The sequence below is a fragment of the Pseudomonas sp. MF09156 genome (assembly GCF_059862305.1).
This window is the reverse complement of sequence record NZ_JCBCUR010000028.1, coordinates 19,128-37,109: the sequence shown is the minus strand read 5'-3', so window position 1 is coordinate 37,109 and position 17,982 is coordinate 19,128. Positions and strand designations below refer to the sequence as shown.

Below are 17,982 nucleotides of genomic sequence, written 5' to 3'. Positions count from 1 at the left end.
TTAAAGAGCGGTTGGTTAAGATCTTTCGTCTCAACCGAGGCGCGCATTCTACAGCAGCCTCATTTGCTGTCAAGTGATTATTTTCAGAAGTTTCGAGATTTTCCTCAACAACTTCAACCACTTGCGCTTTCGATCTCTCGTCAGCGGGAGGCAAATACTACAGCATTAAAATACCCGGTCAACCCCCAACTGGAAATTCTTTTCCAGAGAAAAGAACCCTGGCCGCCACTATGAAAACCTCCAAGGACCCAATACCCCTCAGACTTCATAGAACGCCTTATATAAGATGCCTAACCAGCACATAAAGGCGAAACGGAGAAACAGAACCTTCAGAATGCAAAAAGGCCCCATAAATGGGGCCTTCAAGTACAAATAATGGCGGAGAGATAGGGATTCGAACCCTAGGTACCGGTGAAGGTACAACGGATTTCGAATCCGTCCCATTCGGCCACTCTGGCATCTCTCCAACGGCGCGCATCATAACAGCCTGTTTCGTGGAAGCAAAGCGCCGAAGCAATTTTTTCCGTGCTATCAGATGCTTGCGTCGATTACAGCGGTACGCCGAGGCGGTTGGCGACTTCTTCATAGGCTTCGATAACGTCACCGAGGCCCTGGCGGAAGCGGTCTTTGTCCATCTTCTTACGGGTGTCCTTGTCCCACAGGCGGCAGCCGTCCGGGCTGAATTCGTCGCCCAGGACGATGGAGCCGTCGTGGAATACGCCGAATTCCAGCTTGAAGTCCACCAGCAGCAGCCCGGCGTCGTCGAACAGCTTGCTCAGCACGTCGTTGACCTTGAGCGACAACTCCTTCATGCGCGCCAGTTGTTCAGCGGTGCCCCAGCCAAATGCCACCACGTGGGATTCGTTGATGAATGGATCGCCCTTGGCATCATCCTTGAGGAACAGCTCGAACGTGTAAGGATTGAGCTTGAGACCCTCTTCCACGCCCAGGCGCTTGACCAGGCTGCCGGCGGCGTAGTTACGCACGACGCACTCGACCGGGATCATGTCGAGTTTCTTCACCAGGCATTCGTTGTCGCCCAGCAGTTTATCGAATTGGGTCGGGATGCCGGCCGCTTCGAGTTTCTGCATGATGAAGGCGTTGAACTTGTTGTTCACCATACCCTTGCGGTCGAGCTGTTCGATGCGCTTGCCGTCGAACGCCGAGGTGTCGTTGCGAAACAGCAGGATCAAGCGGTTGGCGTCGTCGGTCTTGTAAACCGACTTGGCTTTGCCGCGGTAGAGTTCTTCACGTTTTTCCATGATGGGCTCCGCTTGGTAAGTAGATGGGCTAGGCGATATGTCGCCAGTCGAGCCCTGAATCTTGATCGGCCAGTTGCAGCCAGTCCGGGTCGCACCCGAGGGTGTCGACAAAACATTGCCGGGCAAGCTGCGGCAGGTTGTTCTTGCTGCTCAGGTGGGCCAGGACCAGATGTTGCAGGTCTTGCCAGCCCAACTCATACACCAGGTACGCCGCCTGGTGGTTGTTCAAATGTCCCAGTTCGCCGCCAACCCGTTGCTTGAGAAAGTACGGATAGTGACCGCGCGCCAGCAGGTCTCGGCAGTGGTTGGACTCGATCATCAATGCATCGAGATCCCGATAGCCTTCAAGCACCTTGGCACAATAGGAACCCAAGTCGGTAAGCAGGCCGAAGCGACGCTCGCCATCACTGAATACATATTGCGTGGGCTCGTGGGCATCATGCGCCACGGCAATCACAGAAATGCTCAAGGCACCGATCTGCAGTTGCTCGCCACCGGCCAGGAAACCTGCGGGTTCAATGGGTTTGCGCATCCCGCGCAAGGTGCCGCGACTCAGGTACACCGGAAGATTGTAGCGCCGAGACAGCAAACCCACGCCATGCACGTGGTCGGCATGTTCGTGGGTCACTAGAATCGCGCTCAACTGCGCCGGGTGAACCCCCAGGCGCAGCAGGCGTCGCTCAGTTTCCCGCAGGGAGAAACCACAATCCACCAGGACGTACGTGTCGTCGTGGGCTACAAGCGTGCCGTTCCCTTGGCTACCGCTGCCGAGAACAGCAAAACGCATCGGATCAGCCCAGGTTGTCCTGAATCACGCCCAACACTTTGCGCGCCGTTTCAGCAGGCGCTACGGTGTTGATGTTCTTCTCGACGGTGACTTGCACGTTGTCGCCAACCTTGCTCAGGCGAACCTGATAACGCTCGGCGCGAGTCTCGATCTCTTCCTTGGTCGGCTCGCTGCCGAACAACTTGCTGAAGAAACCACGCTCTTCGTCTTTCTTCTCGGCCTTTTCAGCCACGTTGATGTAGTACAGGCCCAGGCTGCGGTTGATGTCTTCAACGCGCCATGGACCTTGCTCCAGGGCACGGCCGACGCTGGCCCAGGCTCGATCCAGGTCTTCACCCAGGTTGAGCACGACGTTGCCGCTACCGTCTTCGGTGAGACTGACACGGTTAGGGGTGTCGTAATCACGGGCAGCGAGCAGGGATACGGAACCGCCCTTCTCGGAAATACGGCTCATGCTGGCAAGCATCTCGTCGACCAGCGCAGCATCGACACCGCTGTTGACCGAGCGATTGGTGAATTCGACGTTGGCGGTACTGCCGGCAGGACGCTCGGCACTGACCACATAGACTTCACTGGTGTTGCGCTGCACGCCTGGCTCGATGCGTACGCGGATGCGGCTTTCGCCATCAGCGGCGACACCACCGGCCTGCAGGCGCTTGGCCATGTTGGCCGACAGTTCGTTCGACTGCTGCCATGCAGTGGTGAACTCACCGGTCTGCGGGCGTTGCTCGTCGATACGGAAACCGTTGTCCTGGAAGAACTGCACAGCAACCGGCCAGACTTCGGCAGGTGGGCGCTGGGCCATGATCCAACGCGAGTCGCCGCTTTTCTGCAGGCTGTAGTCACTGGCATCGGCCAGGGCCGAAATCGGCTGTGGACGCGGTACTTCGTACTCGCCCTTGACGGTGTCGTCGGCCACATTGCGCGGAATCGGCAGCAACGGGTCAAGGCGCTTGGCGACGTTGACGTCCGGCGGCAATTGCATCGGTGCGGTTTGTTGTGCTTCCAGGTAATCGCTACCGCGGTCACGGAAGTAGCCTTCCGGGCCCCAGATCCAACCGCAGCCACTAGTGCTGGAGATAATCAAGGCAAGTGCGGAAAGTCCGGCCAATCGCTTCATGCGTAGTGCTTCCTCAATTAAACCAGGACGCCGGACTGGCGCAGGGCCTGTCGCAGCGGTTCGTGACAGGCTGGGCTGAGTTGGGTGAGCGGCAGACGGATACCGTCCGGCATCAGGCCCATCTCGTGCAGCGCCCATTTCACGGGAATAGGGTTGGATTCGATAAACAGGGTTTTGTTGAGCGGCATCAGCTTTTCGTGAATCGCGCGGGCCTTGACGGCATCACCGGCGATTGCAGCGGCACACAGTTCGCTCATGGCTCGCGGGGCCACGTTGGCGGTCACCGAGATATTGCCCTTGCCACCCAGCAGGATCAGCTCCACAGCCGTGGCGTCGTCGCCGGAGTACAGCAGGAAGTCGCTGCTCACGCCGGCCAGGATGTCCTTGGCGCGCTGCAGGTCACCCGTGGCTTCCTTGATACCGATGATGTTCGGCACGGTCGACAGGCGGATCACGGTCGCGGCCTGCATGTCGCACGCCGTGCGACCTGGCACGTTGTAGAGGATCTGCGGGATGTCGACAGCTTCGGCGATGGCCTTGAAGTGCTGGTACAAGCCTTCCTGGGTCGGCTTGTTGTAGTACGGCGTCACCAGCAGGCAAGCATCGGCACCGGCTTTCTTGGCGTTCTTGGTCAGTTCGATCGCTTCGCGCGTCGAGTTGGCGCCCGTACCGGCAATCACCGCGATACGCCCTGCAACGCGCTTGACCACAAACTCGATCACCTCGATGTGTTCTTCCACATCAAGCGTGGCCGATTCACCCGTGGTGCCGACGGCCACAATGGCGTTGGTGCCTTCTTGCAGGTGAAAGTCCACCAGTTTGCCCAGGCTGTCCCAGTCGAGATTACCTTGTGCATCCATGGGTGTGACCAGTGCCACCATACTGCCCGCAATCATGCAACCGCTCCTGCCGGAAAAAGAGAGCCGTAATGGTACTGGCGCCAAGATGCTTGCACAAGCGAAGTACCCTCCGAGGACGCGTTCTGGATCAACTTAGTTGCCGGCAATGCCATCATTGGGCCAAAGCACGGCCAACTGCCACTGAATATGCAATGAAAACGCCACGTCCTAGCCCTTGGCGGCGCTTTTCGCTACCCTTGATCCTTTGATCGGTACCGCACGTTCGTATCGACCGCTCATCGCTTTAGGAATGCTGCATGTCCACCCCCACAGTCCGCGAACAATTCCTTGTTATCAGTGCCCTTGGCGCCAACCCCATGGAGCTGACTAACGTCCTGTGCCGCGCCAGCCATGAAAACCGCTGCGCCGTCGTGACCTCACGCCTGACTCGCCATGGCGAGTGCAGCGCGCTGGTCCTGCAGATTTCCGGCAGCTGGGACGCCCTGGCGCGCCTGGAAGCTGGCTTGCCGACCCTGGCCAAGAAGCACGATTTCACCGTCAATGTGGTACGCAGTGCCGCCCTGGAGAACCGTCCCCAGGCGCTACCGTACGTGGCTTATGTCAGTTCGGCGTACCGTTCGGACATCGTTAATGAACTGTGCCAGTTCTTTATCGACCATAACGTCGAGTTGGAAAACCTGACCTGCGACACTTACCAGGCCCCCCAGACCGGCGGCACCATGCTCAACGCCACCTTTACCGTGACCTTGCCGGCCGGCGTGCAGATCAGTTGGTTGCGCGACCAGTTCCTGGATTTCGCCGATGCGCTGAACCTGGATGCACTGATCGAGCCCTGGCGCCCACAGAATCCAATGTAAGGAAGTTTTTCATGGCGGTAGTCATCGACACACCGGTCGCCGATTTCCAAGCCCCGGCGACCAGCGGGCAGACGTTCAGCCTTGCCGGCCTCAAGGGCAAGCAAGTGGTGATCTACTTTTACCCTAAAGACAGCACCCCGGGCTGCACCACCGAAGGCCAGGGGTTTCGCGATCACTACGCCGCGTTCCAGGCCGCCAACACCGAAGTGTTTGGCGTGTCCCGGGACAGCGTGAAGTCCCACGAGAACTTCAAGGCCAAGCAAGCTTTCCCCTTTGAGCTGATCAGCGACAAGGACGAGGCAGTTTGCCAGCTGTTTGATGTAATCAAGCTGAAGAAGCTGTACGGCAAGGAATACCTGGGCGTTGATCGCAGCACCTTCCTGATCGACAAGGAAGGCGTGCTGCGCCAGGAATGGCGTGGCGTAAAAGTGCCGGGGCATGTGGAGGCGGTATTGGCCGCGGCACAGGCACTGGACAAGGCTTGATGCGGCTGGTGGCAGTTAGATAGCTATCGCAGGCAAGCCAGCTCCCACATGGGTTCGGTGCTCGACCAGACAACTCGGTAAGTGTGGGAGCCGGGCTTGTCCGCGATGGGGCCATCAGGCCTTGCGCAACCAGTAACGATAGACGCCGTTATCGACCTCCTCGTGCAACAGCGCATGCCCCGCCAGCTTGGCAAACGTGCGGAAGTCCCGCTGCGAACCCGCATCCGTGGCGATCACCTTGAGCACCGCACCGCTGGCCAGCCGATTGAGTTCCATCTTGGCCTTGAGCAGTGGCAACGGGCAGTTGAGGCCGCTGGCATCGAGCTCGGCGTCGTGGTTTACAGCAGCGGTCATGGTTTTGCTCCAGGCGGCGTCAAGGGGCGCTTAGAATATCTGGTCCCGAGCTCAGTGTCCGGCTACAGTAATGTCTTTGTCGAAAGGCTTTGTGCATGACTTTTTTGCGCCCTACCCTGCTGACGCTGGCTTGCCTGCTTGCCTCTCCAGGCTTCGCCGACGACCTGCCGTCACTTGGCGACGCCAGTTCTGCCATTGTCTCGCCACAACAGGAACACCAACTGGGCCGGGCGTGGCTGGCATTTCTGCGCGGCCAGGTCTCGGTCCTCAATGACCCGCAACTCAAGGATTACGTCGAGACCAGCGTCTACAAACTGGTGGAGACCAGCCAGGTCAATGACCGGCGCCTGGAGTTCATCCTGATCAACAGCCCGCAGCTCAACGCATTTGCTGCGCCGGGCGGGATTGTCGGGGTCAACGGCGGCCTGTTTCTCAATGCCCAGACCGAAGGCGAGTACGCCTCGGTGATGGCCCACGAACTGGCGCACTTGTCACAGCGCCACTTCGCCCGGGGCGTGGAAGCCCAGCAACGGATGCAGATCCCGATGATGGCCGCGCTGCTCGGCGGGATTATCGCTGCTGCCGCCGGCGCCGGGGATGCCGGGATTGCCGCGATTGCCGGCAGCCAGGCCGCCGCGATCCAGGAGCAGCGGCGCTTCTCCCGGCAGAATGAGCAAGAGGCCGACCGCATCGGCATCCTCAATATGGTCAAGGCCGGCTACGACCCGCGCTCGATGCCGACCATGTTCGAACGCTTGATGCGCCAGTACCGCTTCGATGCCAAGCCTCCAGAATTCCTGCTGACACACCCGGTCACCGAATCGCGGATCGCCGATACGCGCAACCGTGCCGAACAGGCCAAGACCGGCGGCACCGAAGACAGCCTGCGCTATCAACTGATTCGCGCCAGGGTCCAGCTGTATTACGAAGATACGCCCGGCTTGGCCGCCAAGCGCTTCCGCGCCCAGCTGGATGAGAACCCGAAGAGCGATGTGGCGCGTTATGGCCTGGCCATCGCCCAGATCAAGGGCACCCAGCTCAACGAGGCACGGGAAACCCTCAAGCCGCTGCTGGCCAAGGCGCCCAACGACATCACCTACAACCTGGCGCAGATCGAGTTGGATATCACCAACAATCGCATGCCCGACGCGCAGCAACGCACCGACCGCATGCTGGCCCAATACCCCAGCAACTACCCGCTGAACCAGGTGCGCGTGGACCTGCTGCTCAAGCAGAACCGCACCGCCGACGCGGAAAAAGCCCTGGAAGGCCTGCTCAAGTCGCGCTCCGACGATCCTGACGTGTGGTACCAGGTCGCCGAAACACGCGGCCTGTCCGGCAATATCATCGGCCTGCATCAAGCCCGCGCCGAGTACTTTGCGTTGGTCGGCGACTTCCAGCAGGCGATCCAGCAACTGGACTTTGCCAAGCGCCGAGCCGGCAGCAACTTCCCGCTATCGTCACGCATTGATGCGCGCCAACGTGAGCTGATCGAACAGGAACGCATCGTCAAAGGCATGATGAGCTAAATCCAGCGCCCACAAAAAAGCCCCGCTCTCGACTATCAAGAGCGGGGCTTTTTATTGACCGACGGCTAGCGGATTACTCGGCCAGCTTGAAGGTGATGAAGCTGGCACGCCCTTGACGCAGGACCCGCATCGACACCGAGCGATTCTTCGGCAACGCCTTGGCGATGTCGGTGAATTCCTTGGTGGAGTTGATGGCCTGGTTGTTCAAGTGGGTGATCACGTCGCCTGGTTGCAGGCCGATCAGGGCGGCCGGGCCGTCCTGGACTTCCTTGATCACCACACCGCTCTTGAGGTCGAAGCTCTTCTTCTGCTCGTCGGTCAACTCGACGACGGCAATGCCCAGGCGGTTGCTGCTGCGCTCTGCACCCGATTTACCACCCAGCGCGCCAAGCTCCTGGCCTTCTTCAGGGATCGCGCCCACGGTCAGCTCGACGTTCTGGCGCTTGCCTTCGCGGATCACTTCCAGCTTGGCCTTACTGCCCGCCTTGAGTGCGCCGACCAGATGCGGCAGGTCGGCCGACATGACAATTGGCTGGCCGTTCATGCTCAGGATCACATCGCCAACCTGCAAGCCACCTTTAGCCGCCGGGCCGTCGTCCTGGATCTGCGCAACCAGGGCGCCGGCAGGCTTGTCCAGGCCAAAGGATTCGGCCAGGTCTTTGTTCACTTCCTGGATCACCACGCCCAACCAGCCACGGCTGACCTTGCCACCCGCTTTGAGTTGGTTGGAAACGTCCATGGCCACATCAATCGGGATGGCGAAGGAGACGCCCATGAAACCGCCGGAACGGGTGTAGATCTGCGAGTTGATCCCCACCACTTCGCCCGCCAGGTTGAACAGCGGACCACCGGAGTTACCCGGGTTGATCGGTACGTCGGTCTGGATGAACGGTACGTAGTTCTCGTTCGGCAGGCTGCGGCCGATGGCACTGACGATGCCTTGGGTCACGGTGTGGTCGAAGCCAAACGGCGAACCAATGGCTACCACCCACTGCCCGGCCTTCAGGTCCTGGGACTTGCCCAGTTTCAGCACGGGCAGGTCCTTGCCTTCGATTTTCAGCAAGGCCACGTCGGAGCGTGGATCGGTGCCGACCAACTTGGCCTTCAGTTCACTACGATCAGCCAGGCGCACTAGGATCTCGTCCGCGTCGGCGATCACATGATTGTTGGTCAGGATGTAGCCGTCAGGCGAAATGATAAAACCCGAGCCCAGGGATTGGGCTTCGCGCTGGCCACCACCACCGCCACGGGGCGAACGGGGCTGGGGCATGCCACGCTCGAAGAACTCCCGCAGCATCGGCGGCAGGCCTTCCAGATCAGGCATCTGCTGGTTCGAGACTTTACGATCCGGCAGCTTCTGGGTGGTACTGATATTCACCACGGCAGGCGAGGCCTGCTCTACCAGTTGGGTGAAGTCAGGCAACTCCGCCGCTTGCGCGGCAACGGCCTGACCCAGCACCAGCACCGTGGCGACTATGGATAGGTAAGATTTCAAACGTGGTATCGACATACAGCTCCCGTTACGACGAGCAGGGTTGGGCGACAGGGTTCAATAAACGCCGAAGACTACTACTAGCGACGTCAATATTGCGTGAACAACGCAAGGCCAGAGCCGAGAAGCTCTGACCTATAAAAAACATAAGGAGATTTTGCAAGTGAAAATACTCTCCAGACATTTCATGTTCTGCGCAGCAAAGCAGGCATTTCCTGCATCACTGTGAACGATCTGGATGAGCATAGGATTAACGGCTCACGGCTTTTCGGGTGCCGGGCCACTGCGAACCGACAGGGCGATGCGTTCGGCGGTGCCCAGGGGAATCTCACCGACCACCGTGGCCACGACCTCACCCTCAGCGGTGGTCATGCGGCGAGAGACAGCAACCGTAGGCCCCAACTGCACCCGGCTTTCGGTCGCGGCTTCGCCACTGACGGGCTCGAGGAACAGCGAAAAGCGCGCCAGCCCGTCCTCATACATCAGGCTGGTGACCACCACCTGAGTCTGGGAGTCCTTGCGCGCCGTGCTGCGGGCCAACTGGAAGCCGGGCGGCAGCCAGCTCGGATGCCAGGCCTGGGGCTCTATTACTTCATCGGCCTTGCTGCTGGCGACCGACAGTGGCTTGCAGTCCTGGCCGGGCTGCAAATCGCTTTCATCCGGGGTTTTGGTGCTCAGTTGAGTGAACTGGAAACGTTCCAGCAACTGGCCTTTGTCATTGATCAGCAATGACTTGAGCGGCAGCGCGGTTTCACGGTCCAGATGCAGCTCGAACCCGTAACGATATTGATCACGTGGCGCCAACGAGACGATCACCGCCTTGCGACCAGCCACACGCGATTTACCAATAACGGCAAGTTCGTAAAAAGAACTGAGTTTTTGTGGATCAAGGACTTGGGCCGGAGCGCCGGGCAGACTGCCCAGACCCGCCACCAGGCTGCCACTGACGCACCGGGTGCGCCCATCGACCCGGACAACTTCCTGGGCCGAGCCATCGAGCTGCAGCAGTCGTTCGCTAACCTGGCCATTCTGGACACGATGCCAGATGTCATGGGTAGAGAAACTACCGTTACGCTCGTAGATAAACGTGCCTTGGTAGCTTTGCTGCTGCTCTGCCCGCCCAAGACGCTTCAGCCAATCCTGGGCTTCGTCGGCATGGGCAGGTACTGCAAACCAGCCACTGAGCAAAAGCGCAAGGAGCGGTATGGCGCGCATAAGGCTCCTTAGCGGTCTAGCGGTTTTCCAGGCTTGCAGCGCGAGCGTATGGCAGTGCGCTTTCGGTACCCTTTACAGCCGACTCTTGAGCGTGCTGGCGCAGATAACCTGGCAGACGCTGGTCCTGCCAGCCGGATTGCCCTTGAAGCACGCCGTTGGCCATGGGGCCTGTCGCGTCAGAGCTTTCCTTGTAGCCGGCCAGGACAGCCGGGCCCTTGACTTGCGGACCAGCCATGACCGGCTGCTGGGTTTGCTGGGCCAGTTCGGCACCGGCGATTTCGTCCTGGTTGTACAGGCGTACACCGGCCAGTACGGCCACTGTCACCGAGGCAGCGACCGCCAGGCGACCGAGGCTACGCCAAGGACCGCGGGTGGCTTTTGCCGGAACGGCTTCATCGGCCAGCGCAGCAGAAACGGCCGCAGCAATATCCAGACGAGGGATTAGTAGATCCTTATGCATCACCGCCCGAGCGACTTGGTAACGAGACCAGGTATCACGGGTTTGGGCATCATCAAATGCGTTGAGCACTCGACGAAGTTCCAGTTCATCCGCTTCGTTATCCATCACTGCGGACAGCGATTCCTGCAGGGCATCACGACTCATGGCGGTTCCTCTCTTGGCTGTCGCCGCTGTCTTTAGTTTTCCTGCAACAACGGTTGCAGGGCTTTATCGATGGCTTCCCGAGCCCGGAAAATCCGGGAGCGTACGGTCCCCACCGGACATTGCATGACGCTCGCAATGTCCTCGTAACTCAGACCATCGAATTCACGTAAAGTTAATGCCGTACGTAAATCTTCTGGCAGTTGCTGAATAGTGCGATGGACAGTGCCTTCGATCTCGTCGCGCAGCAATGCACGCTCCGGCGACTCGAGATCCTTGAGGCCGTGATCACCATCGTAGAATTCTGCATCTTCCGAACTCACATCACTATCAGGTGGGCGGCGTCCGCGAGACACCAGATAGTTCTTCGCCGTGTTGATGGCGATGCGATACAGCCACGTGTAAAACGCACTGTCACCGCGAAAATTACCGAGTGCACGGTAGGCCTTGATAAAGGCTTCCTGTGCAACGTCCTGCGCTTCATGGGTGTCGTGCACGAACCGCACGATCAACCCGAGAATTTTGTGCTGGTATTTCAGCACTAGCAGATCAAATGCGCGCTTGTCGCCGCGTTGAACGCGCTCGACCAGCTGCTGATCCTCTTCCTGGGTTAGCATGAACACTCCTCGTTGTACTTGAAGGAGGCTTGCATAACTAAACGATCAGGCTTGCAAACATAGACTAGGACTTTTCGCAAAAGTTCTCCCCCTTCAAGCAAGTTTCCGGTGGGCTCTGTTTTGGCACACACGAAAAACGCAGCGCGGGCATAGCCGGCTGCGTGAATAATCTTGTCGCCGGTTTTCTGACACTCCCATGTTCCAGGCCAATCAGTAAAACCAACGTTTTCCCAGCTTTCGGGCATCCTGTTATGGAGTCGGGCGTGATGCAAAAGTTCCCATCTCGACACCGGACCGCCTCATCAAAGCCGTGCAGTTCGTTCACCATAGTTTCACAATGCCACGAATGCCCGGCTATTGTGCCGATAGCCCCCTCTATATACTAGTGGGCCGTGTGACCCTTTGATTCGCCGATCCAGGCGTCCTGTTTGCGCCACCCCTCGGATCGCTTTTTGCGGAATCCCATAAATGAGCCAACAGTTTCAACACGATGTCCTGGTGATTGGTAGCGGTGCCGCCGGCTTGAGCCTTGCGCTGACCCTGCCGAGCCATCTGCGCATAGCCGTACTGAGCAAGGGCGACCTGGCCAACGGCTCGACGTTCTGGGCCCAGGGCGGGGTTGCCGCCGTGCTGGATGACACCGACACGGTGCAATCCCACGTTGAAGACACCCTCAACGCCGGCGGCGGCCTGTGCAATGAAGAAGCGGTACGTTTCACCGTCGAACACAGCCGCGAAGCCATCCAATGGCTGATCGACCAGAGGGTTCCATTTACCCGCGATGAACATGCCGGCAGTGATGACGGTGGTTTCGAGTTCCACTTGACCCGCGAAGGCGGCCACAGTCACCGGCGCATCATCCATGCCGCCGATGCCACCGGCGCTGCGATCTTCAAGACCTTGCTCGCCCAGGCCCGGCAACGACCGAACATCGAACTGCTCGAACAACGGGTCGCCGTCGACCTGATCACCGAAAAACGCCTGGGCCTGGCAGGCGAGCGCTGCCTCGGGGCCTACGTGCTCAACCGCGCCAGCGGCGAAGTCGATACCTACGGCGCACGCTTTACCATCCTCGCTTCAGGGGGCGCCGCCAAAGTCTACCTCTACACCAGCAACCCCGATGGCGCCTGCGGGGATGGCATCGCCATGGCCTGGCGTTCGGGCTGCCGGGTGGCGAACCTGGAGTTCAACCAGTTCCACCCCACCTGCCTGTATCACCCCCAGGCCAAGAGCTTCCTGATCACCGAGGCCCTGCGCGGTGAAGGAGCACACTTGAAACTGCCGAACGGTGAACGTTTCATGCAACGCTTCGACCCGCGCGCCGAGCTGGCCCCCCGGGATATCGTGGCCCGCGCCATCGACCACGAAATGAAGCGCCTGGGCATCGACTGCGTCTACCTGGACATCAGCCACAAGCCCGCCGACTTCATCAAGACCCACTTCCCGACGGTCTACGAGCGCTGCCTGGCCTTCAATATCGATATCACCAAAGGGCCGATCCCAGTGGTCCCGGCGGCGCATTACACCTGCGGCGGGGTGATGGTCGACCAGCACGGGCGCACCGACGTGCCTGGCCTGTACGCCATCGGCGAGACCAGCTTCACCGGCCTGCACGGCGCCAACCGCATGGCCAGCAACTCACTGCTCGAATGCTTCGTCTACGCCCGTTCCGCCGCTGCCGACATCCTCGAGCAACTGCCGCGCATCCCGGTGCCGGCCGCCCTGCCCCGCTGGGATGCCAGCCAGGTCACCGACTCGGACGAAGACGTGATCATCGCCCACAACTGGGACGAACTGCGGCGCTTCATGTGGGACTACGTGGGGATTGTGCGCACCAACAAGCGCTTGGCGCGGGCGCAGCATCGGGTTCGATTGCTGCTCGATGAGATCGATGAGTTCTACAGCAACTACCGAGTAAGCAGAGACCTGATTGAATTGAGGAACCTTGCTCAAGTAGCGGAACTGATGATCAGGTCTGCCATGGAACGTAAGGAATCTCGGGGTCTGCACTACACGCTGGACTATCCAGAGATGCTGCCAGAGGCGAAGGATACGATCCTTACACCGACCTGATGAGGCACGTTAAGTGACCTTAGCGTAGCACCATAGGACCCCGTTTTGTAACAGCTTTGGCTCACATTTGTCCCAACGCTGGGGTCCTTATCGCCTGCCCGCAAGGGTCCATATGGTGCGCCTGAGCGAGTGCGCGAGGGCCTACGGGGGTACTCGCTCCCAGAGTGCATTAAAGGTGGTCACTCACATTTTTCTGCCAAATTCTAAAAGGCCCTCTTAGGGGTTCCTGTGTGAAATCTGAATAACCTGCAAGCCAATGGCCCACGAGATTTCACACAGGAACCCCTACATGGCTGTCATTACATCGCTCAGCAGATCATGGGTAAGCTCTATGAGCCCCTCAGGGACAGCCACCCCGCTGACTATGGCAATCATGGCGACTACCTTCCAGAAGCTGGGAGATTTAACGATAGCCTTGAGGACAGCTAACCGAACATCTTTCGCATGGTCATAGGGTCCTCCTTGAACCAGCCAATTAAGGCAATGAAATAACGTATCACTAAAAGAACCCAAGACTCCTCATAGGGAGCCTCAGGACTTCATCCATCTATTCGCCCAGCGTCACACGAGTGACCATTGGGAAATCTACCAGCTCAACTTGGAGCTTCTCGGCGGGGTCGGCTGGGTTTGCCAGCTTGAGCTGAACCTTGGCCTGAGCCATTACATCAGCCACACCAATGATCTCTACGTCCCATGCTGCTGCATTGGCGTTACGGGTCGCATGGATCTGCCACACATCGCCATCACCATCTTGGCGGAAGCTCAAAGAGGCCATGTCTTTAGGAAGCATAAAGATGCCGAGGTCTTCACCAGAATAGAACTGCGTACCACAACCCAATAGCTCCTCTACATCCGAAAGACCAGCTCGTTGAGCAGCACGCTCAAGACCAGCGACTTCCTTTGCAGGAATCAGCAACACAAAGTCAGACAGCGAAGTGCCAACGGCTTGGTTGATGTTCATGGTCAGGCCGTCGATGATGTCCTCTGCGCGTTCGCGTGGGTTCTTCGACAAGCCAGTCAGTACCTTGGTCTCGGTGGATGCAGCACTGGTCAGGATCTTCGCAATGGTCGCCCCACAGGACAGCTCAAAGTCTTTCAGCATCTTCTCGGCCATCTGCCCCATGCCATTGGCAGTGAAGCCAGCCATCATGTGGTGGTCGAAGAACGTTTGACGGAAAGAGAACAGAGCGGCGTGCGGGGTCGCCTCACAGAACAGGAAGTCACCAGCGACTGCCTCACCCTTCTCAAAGGTCGAGTCATCGTAGATGGATTTACGGGGATCGAACTCAACGCTACGGTCTTGCATCAGCATAATCTGCTGTGTGGTTGGCTCAGTGCCCTTAGGGCGGAACTCACAGGGGATTGCGCCCTCTGCCGCCGCTTCCCAGTCACCGCCGTTAAAATAGTCGTCAAGGCCCTCTGTAAGGATCTTAACGAACGTCTCAGCGCCAGTCGCGCCGTTGTCCTTTACCTCAGCCGAGGAGTTAAAACGGATGATGCCGCCTTGCTCAGTGATAGCGGTAGACCAGTTGGTGGGCTTGATGTATTCGTTAGTTTTCATGTGGGATCTCCTTGAGTTGTTCTAAGTGATGTTCTTTGTGGCCCGCTTAGCTGTTGTCAGTTACGACGAGCTGCGCGAATGGCCGCACCGTGTGCCCGGATGTCTGCTGCTCGTTTCTCTTTGGCTTCACGAGCCCGAGCCACCTCAAGGCGTGTAGGTGCCTGATAGGAAGCGCATCGGTCTGCGTGGAACTGAGCGTCACGGAGCTGAGCTGCTCGAAGGTCTTCACCTGCTTTGATCTCTTGGCGGGCCAGCGAGGTCTGCTCAGGGAATGCTGAGGTACTGAGACCAGTCTTCGATGTACTGGCGCACGATGGCCGTGATCGAACTGTGATTCTTACCAGCAGCAGCGATAAGACCTGCGAGCATTACGCCCTCGGCATAAGCCTTGGTCACGGGTTGGCCTTGAACGGTCAAGGAGTTGTCACTAAGTTGGATGTCGAGCTTCATATTGGGGTTCTCCTTTGAGAAACCTTTAAGCAAACCTTGCCGCCATGATCGCGTGACCAATGGGGAAAGGAGACCCGCACGGGATCAACAAGGTTTGCTTAAAGGTATTGGATTGAAGGTGGTTTCACAGTCCTGTGGGGTTAACTTGGCGGGGACTGTAGGAGCGCCTCTGTGCTGAATGGCGGACAGCAGGAGGTTCCGGTGTGGTGCATAGATTGCCCACTACTAACGCTTAGGGCGCCTCGTGGGACCTTGAGGGGACCATGGGTAACTGATTCCCGGGGCCTTAGTGAGGGTTTTTACGGCAGTTCTCAGGCCAGCATTATCGGCTGACTGCTCATCGGAATGGACAAGTCACAGCGAACAAGCGTCTTCAAACTGAGACCGTCTTCAAGAGCTTCCTTGAGCGCTTCCATGCATCGCTGATTTGTTATGAGGGCAACGTAAGGAAGCGTCACCGCGAGGTCGTAAACGGTGCCCAATTCAGGATCACGCGAACGGCCTGGAGCATTCACCTTTGAGACCAAGGCGCGGATCGTAATAAGCGACGTCCGGCGTGGCTTGGTGAACACCCTGTTAATCAAGGCGAGCTCAGCGGTTGTCGGAATGGTTTTCTTAAAGTTGCTCATTTAGCGAATCCTCTTAGGCCGTCTCTGGCTGCAAGGGCGGCTGCTTGAGCCTCTGTAAGGTTGCCTTTAGCGATAGCTGAGCGTAGGCCCTGTACGGTGTTACGGTGCCCCAGAGAGCTCCATTGGCACTTGTTATTGAATGTCATGCGCTTGAGGATGGATGCACTGTGATCGTTTCCCAAAGAGGCCATCTTGTCAGCAACGATCAAAGCTACTTCTGGTAGCTCAAGGATCGCCTCGAAGGCGTCATAGACAAGATCTTTGAATTCATCCGAGACCCAGCCCGCATATTCAAGGGTTGCGCGTTTGGTCGCCCATGAGCCTGCACCATTGGAGCTGTGCAAATTTTGCATAGCTTCCATTCGTTTAGCCTGCTTGGTCCGCCACTGCGCAGGTCCGTTCTTTACTGGTAACTTTAAGGTTCGCCAGATATCAGTTAGGTCCCACTGCCCTGCATTATTGGCCTTGAATGCTTGACCTTCTATAATGATGACGTGCCCAGCGTGCTTATGTTTGATGTCAGTGATCATTTGTCTATTCCTCTTGTTTGCTTCCTCAGGTTCGCTCCCACAGCCCAGCGCAGAGACCCGACAAAGGTTCTGGACGGTGGCATGAAGAAGCAAACAGGAAGACTCTGCAATTATTTGTGTGATGCCCAGCGATGGGCGTAGTGTATCTATAGCCTTAGTGAGGGTTTTTACGACCATTTGATTTACATGACCCGAGAGGCACTCTTGAAGAAACCCAAGCGAGCAATTCACCGCTGGCGTGAATGACCACTTACAGTTCTGCTTAAGGATGCTCGCTGCGAGCAGGGATAATTTTGTCGCAAGACAACCCCCAAGAGAGGCCTATAAGTCCTTTCTTAAAAATAAAAGAATAGATTTATATAAAGATAATTATTAGATAGTTCTCAATGAGCAATCTTTAAGATCTTTAAGTTAAGCCCCCCGTGAACATTGAGCAATACACGGCGCCCCCAATCCCGTGCAAGGCTTCTCAGCGATGCCCTAAAAGGCACCGACTTACGATCAGCAATATCAATGTTCGCTCCTCCCTACTGGAGCCAGACGCTTGGTCTGCTTACCGGGGACGGTTGAGTGTTGGCGTGTCACCCTGTAGGTGGTCGCTCTTGGCACTCGGTAGTCTCAGGTCAAATGGTAGGAATCTGAACGTACAGGTAGGTATATTCTTGTGTGTTGCCTGCCTGTATCCTTAGTGAGGGTTTTTAATTTGGTCCCGCAAATCCCATTAAGTCCGCTTGCCGGTCGTATCGGTCTGGGTATGATCCACTGTCCGTATACGCCTTGCCCGCAGAGGGCCACCTTGGAGGTGACCTTACGGCATCATTCACAGGGTCGCCACGTTTCGGGTGGTGTCGCTCTGGTTATTGTGGTTTTTTTACATCTTCGTCGAACGTGCTGCTAACGCGTCAGGACTCACAACCGCTCGCATGTCCTTATCGAACCTAACGGCTGGTCTTCCCTGAAGTGACATCAAGGTAGACCTTATTGTTGACTTTCATACCGCCGCAATAAGTGAAGTACACTCCTTTGCCACGATTCGTTGAGGCCATCCAGCCACCCATTTCCTTGAAGTCATCTTCAGTACAAGTGGCGTCATCTATCAACGCCCGCGCTGCTTTAGCAAATGGGTCCTTATAAATCCTATAATCGTCTGAACCTTTTACGAGAGAGTAATCTCCACTTGCATCCTCTGAAGGGTCCTTAGGGCGATCTCGGCTAAAATCTTTACTCTGAACCCATTCAGCAAACTTCCCGTCCTTGATGCCATTAACGGCAGTACAGGCTCTATTTCCAGACTTAATGTACTCGCTGACGCCGCCAGTACAGGATGCAGAATAGGTCTTAGTAATACGGACCCACTTACCTTTACGCTCTAAGATGTCAACGCCCTCTCTGAACATAAGACGGCCTGCGACTCCGCACTCTGTAGATGGGCAAGTGTATCGATCAGTACGGTCTGTGGTGACCCATAGTTTTTCCTGCCCCAAAGCATGGGCCGCAAAGACTTGCAACACTGCACAAAGAGCGAGTCCGCTGAAGAAACGTCCATTGTTCAATTGATAG

General features: G+C 57.6%; 18 protein-coding genes, 1 tRNA gene and 1 pseudogene. 5 read left to right on the top strand and 15 right to left on the bottom strand.

Annotated elements, in window-relative coordinates:
• Nucleotides 1-234: pseudogene (locus tag AC19YY_RS29775) on the top strand (hypothetical protein); the annotation flags it as partial.
• A 142-nt stretch (nucleotides 235-376) separates the two neighbouring features.
• On the opposite strand, the gene AC19YY_RS29770 reads toward AC19YY_RS29775, so the two are convergent.
• From AC19YY_RS29770 to dapA, 5 genes are all read right to left on the bottom strand, one after another.
• Nucleotides 377-466: transfer RNA gene (locus tag AC19YY_RS29770), tRNA-Ser, on the bottom strand.
• An 82-nt stretch (nucleotides 467-548) separates the two neighbouring features.
• On the bottom strand, nucleotides 549-1,262 hold the full coding sequence (purC, locus tag AC19YY_RS29765) for a phosphoribosylaminoimidazolesuccinocarboxamide synthase (RefSeq protein WP_003211975.1): 714 nt from the start codon (nucleotides 1,260-1,262) through the stop codon (nucleotides 549-551).
• Nucleotides 1,263-1,290: 28 nt separating this feature from the next.
• The gene (locus AC19YY_RS29760; protein ID WP_170042868.1) at nucleotides 1,291-2,049 is read right to left on the bottom strand and encodes an MBL fold metallo-hydrolase; all 759 of its coding nucleotides are present in this window, start codon (nucleotides 2,047-2,049) and stop codon (nucleotides 1,291-1,293) included.
• A 4-nt stretch (nucleotides 2,050-2,053) separates the two neighbouring features.
• Complete coding sequence (gene bamC / locus AC19YY_RS29755) at nucleotides 2,054-3,169, bottom strand: NlpB/DapX family lipoprotein (RefSeq protein WP_169956702.1); 1,116 nt, start codon at nucleotides 3,167-3,169, stop codon at nucleotides 2,054-2,056.
• A gap of 17 nt (nucleotides 3,170-3,186) precedes the next feature.
• Nucleotides 3,187-4,065: a 4-hydroxy-tetrahydrodipicolinate synthase gene (dapA, locus tag AC19YY_RS29750; protein WP_169956704.1), complete on the bottom strand. Its 879-nt coding sequence runs from the start codon at nucleotides 4,063-4,065 to the stop codon at nucleotides 3,187-3,189.
• 260 nt (nucleotides 4,066-4,325) lie between these two features.
• Between dapA and AC19YY_RS29745 the strand changes: the two genes are divergently transcribed.
• Together AC19YY_RS29745 and AC19YY_RS29740 are read left to right on the top strand one after the other, a co-directional pair.
• Complete coding sequence (locus AC19YY_RS29745) at nucleotides 4,326-4,886, top strand: glycine cleavage system transcriptional repressor (protein WP_032857877.1); 561 nt, start codon at nucleotides 4,326-4,328, stop codon at nucleotides 4,884-4,886.
• 11 nt (nucleotides 4,887-4,897) lie between these two features.
• Nucleotides 4,898-5,371, top strand: a complete 474-nt coding sequence (locus AC19YY_RS29740; protein WP_169956708.1) for a peroxiredoxin — start codon at nucleotides 4,898-4,900, stop codon at nucleotides 5,369-5,371.
• Nucleotides 5,372-5,485: 114 nt separating this feature from the next.
• Here the strand turns inward: AC19YY_RS29740 and AC19YY_RS29735 are convergent, their stop codons facing one another.
• Nucleotides 5,486-5,725 carry a sulfurtransferase TusA family protein gene (locus AC19YY_RS29735; RefSeq protein ID WP_500605224.1) on the bottom strand — a complete coding sequence of 80 codons (240 nt, stop codon included), beginning with the start codon at nucleotides 5,723-5,725 and terminating at the stop codon, nucleotides 5,486-5,488.
• A gap of 95 nt (nucleotides 5,726-5,820) precedes the next feature.
• On the opposite strand from AC19YY_RS29735, the gene AC19YY_RS29730 reads away from it, so the two are divergent.
• Nucleotides 5,821-7,254, top strand: a complete 1,434-nt coding sequence (locus AC19YY_RS29730; protein WP_029299078.1) for a M48 family metalloprotease — start codon at nucleotides 5,821-5,823, stop codon at nucleotides 7,252-7,254.
• 73 nt (nucleotides 7,255-7,327) lie between these two features.
• Here AC19YY_RS29730 and AC19YY_RS29725 read toward each other — a convergent pair whose 3' ends face one another.
• The 4 genes from AC19YY_RS29725 to rpoE all read right to left on the bottom strand — a co-directional run bounded on the left by AC19YY_RS29725 (nucleotide 7,328) and on the right by rpoE (nucleotide 11,179).
• Complete coding sequence (locus AC19YY_RS29725) at nucleotides 7,328-8,764, bottom strand: DegQ family serine endoprotease (RefSeq protein ID WP_169956714.1); 1,437 nt, start codon at nucleotides 8,762-8,764, stop codon at nucleotides 7,328-7,330.
• Between the two features lie 240 nt (nucleotides 8,765-9,004).
• Nucleotides 9,005-9,961 (bottom strand): MucB/RseB C-terminal domain-containing protein, encoded by a 957-nt coding sequence (locus AC19YY_RS29720; RefSeq protein ID WP_500605223.1) that lies wholly within the window; start codon nucleotides 9,959-9,961, stop codon nucleotides 9,005-9,007.
• Between the two features lie 16 nt (nucleotides 9,962-9,977).
• Complete coding sequence (locus tag AC19YY_RS29715; protein WP_169956719.1) at nucleotides 9,978-10,565, bottom strand: sigma-E factor negative regulatory protein; 588 nt, start codon at nucleotides 10,563-10,565, stop codon at nucleotides 9,978-9,980.
• Nucleotides 10,566-10,597: 32 nt separating this feature from the next.
• Entirely contained in the window at nucleotides 10,598-11,179 is a 582-nt protein-coding gene (gene rpoE / locus AC19YY_RS29710; RefSeq protein ID WP_003172477.1) for an RNA polymerase sigma factor RpoE/AlgU, read from the bottom strand.
• A gap of 468 nt (nucleotides 11,180-11,647) precedes the next feature.
• Between rpoE and nadB the strand changes: the two genes are divergently transcribed.
• Nucleotides 11,648-13,252 (top strand): L-aspartate oxidase, encoded by a 1,605-nt coding sequence (gene nadB / locus AC19YY_RS29705; RefSeq protein WP_500605222.1) that lies wholly within the window; start codon nucleotides 11,648-11,650, stop codon nucleotides 13,250-13,252.
• Nucleotides 13,253-13,799: 547 nt separating this feature from the next.
• Here the strand turns inward: nadB and AC19YY_RS29700 are convergent.
• From AC19YY_RS29700 to AC19YY_RS29680, 5 genes are all read right to left on the bottom strand, one after another.
• Nucleotides 13,800-14,813 carry a hypothetical protein gene (locus AC19YY_RS29700; RefSeq protein ID WP_500605221.1) on the bottom strand — a complete coding sequence of 338 codons (1,014 nt, stop codon included), beginning with the start codon at nucleotides 14,811-14,813 and terminating at the stop codon, nucleotides 13,800-13,802.
• 264 nt (nucleotides 14,814-15,077) lie between these two features.
• Nucleotides 15,078-15,263, bottom strand: a complete 186-nt coding sequence (locus AC19YY_RS29695) for a hypothetical protein (protein WP_500605220.1) — start codon at nucleotides 15,261-15,263, stop codon at nucleotides 15,078-15,080.
• 311 nt (nucleotides 15,264-15,574) lie between these two features.
• Nucleotides 15,575-15,892, bottom strand: a complete 318-nt coding sequence (locus tag AC19YY_RS29690) for a hypothetical protein (protein ID WP_115127590.1) — start codon at nucleotides 15,890-15,892, stop codon at nucleotides 15,575-15,577.
• Nucleotides 15,889-16,422, bottom strand: coding sequence for a KilA-N domain-containing protein (locus AC19YY_RS29685; RefSeq protein ID WP_092234267.1), 534 nt, complete (start codon nucleotides 16,420-16,422; stop codon nucleotides 15,889-15,891). The genes AC19YY_RS29690 and AC19YY_RS29685 overlap by 4 nt, the downstream gene beginning before the upstream one ends.
• Nucleotides 16,423-17,360: 938 nt before the next feature.
• Nucleotides 17,361-17,975, bottom strand: coding sequence for a hypothetical protein (locus AC19YY_RS29680; protein WP_115127588.1), 615 nt, complete (start codon nucleotides 17,973-17,975; stop codon nucleotides 17,361-17,363).
• Between the last annotated feature and the right edge of the window lie 7 nt (nucleotides 17,976-17,982).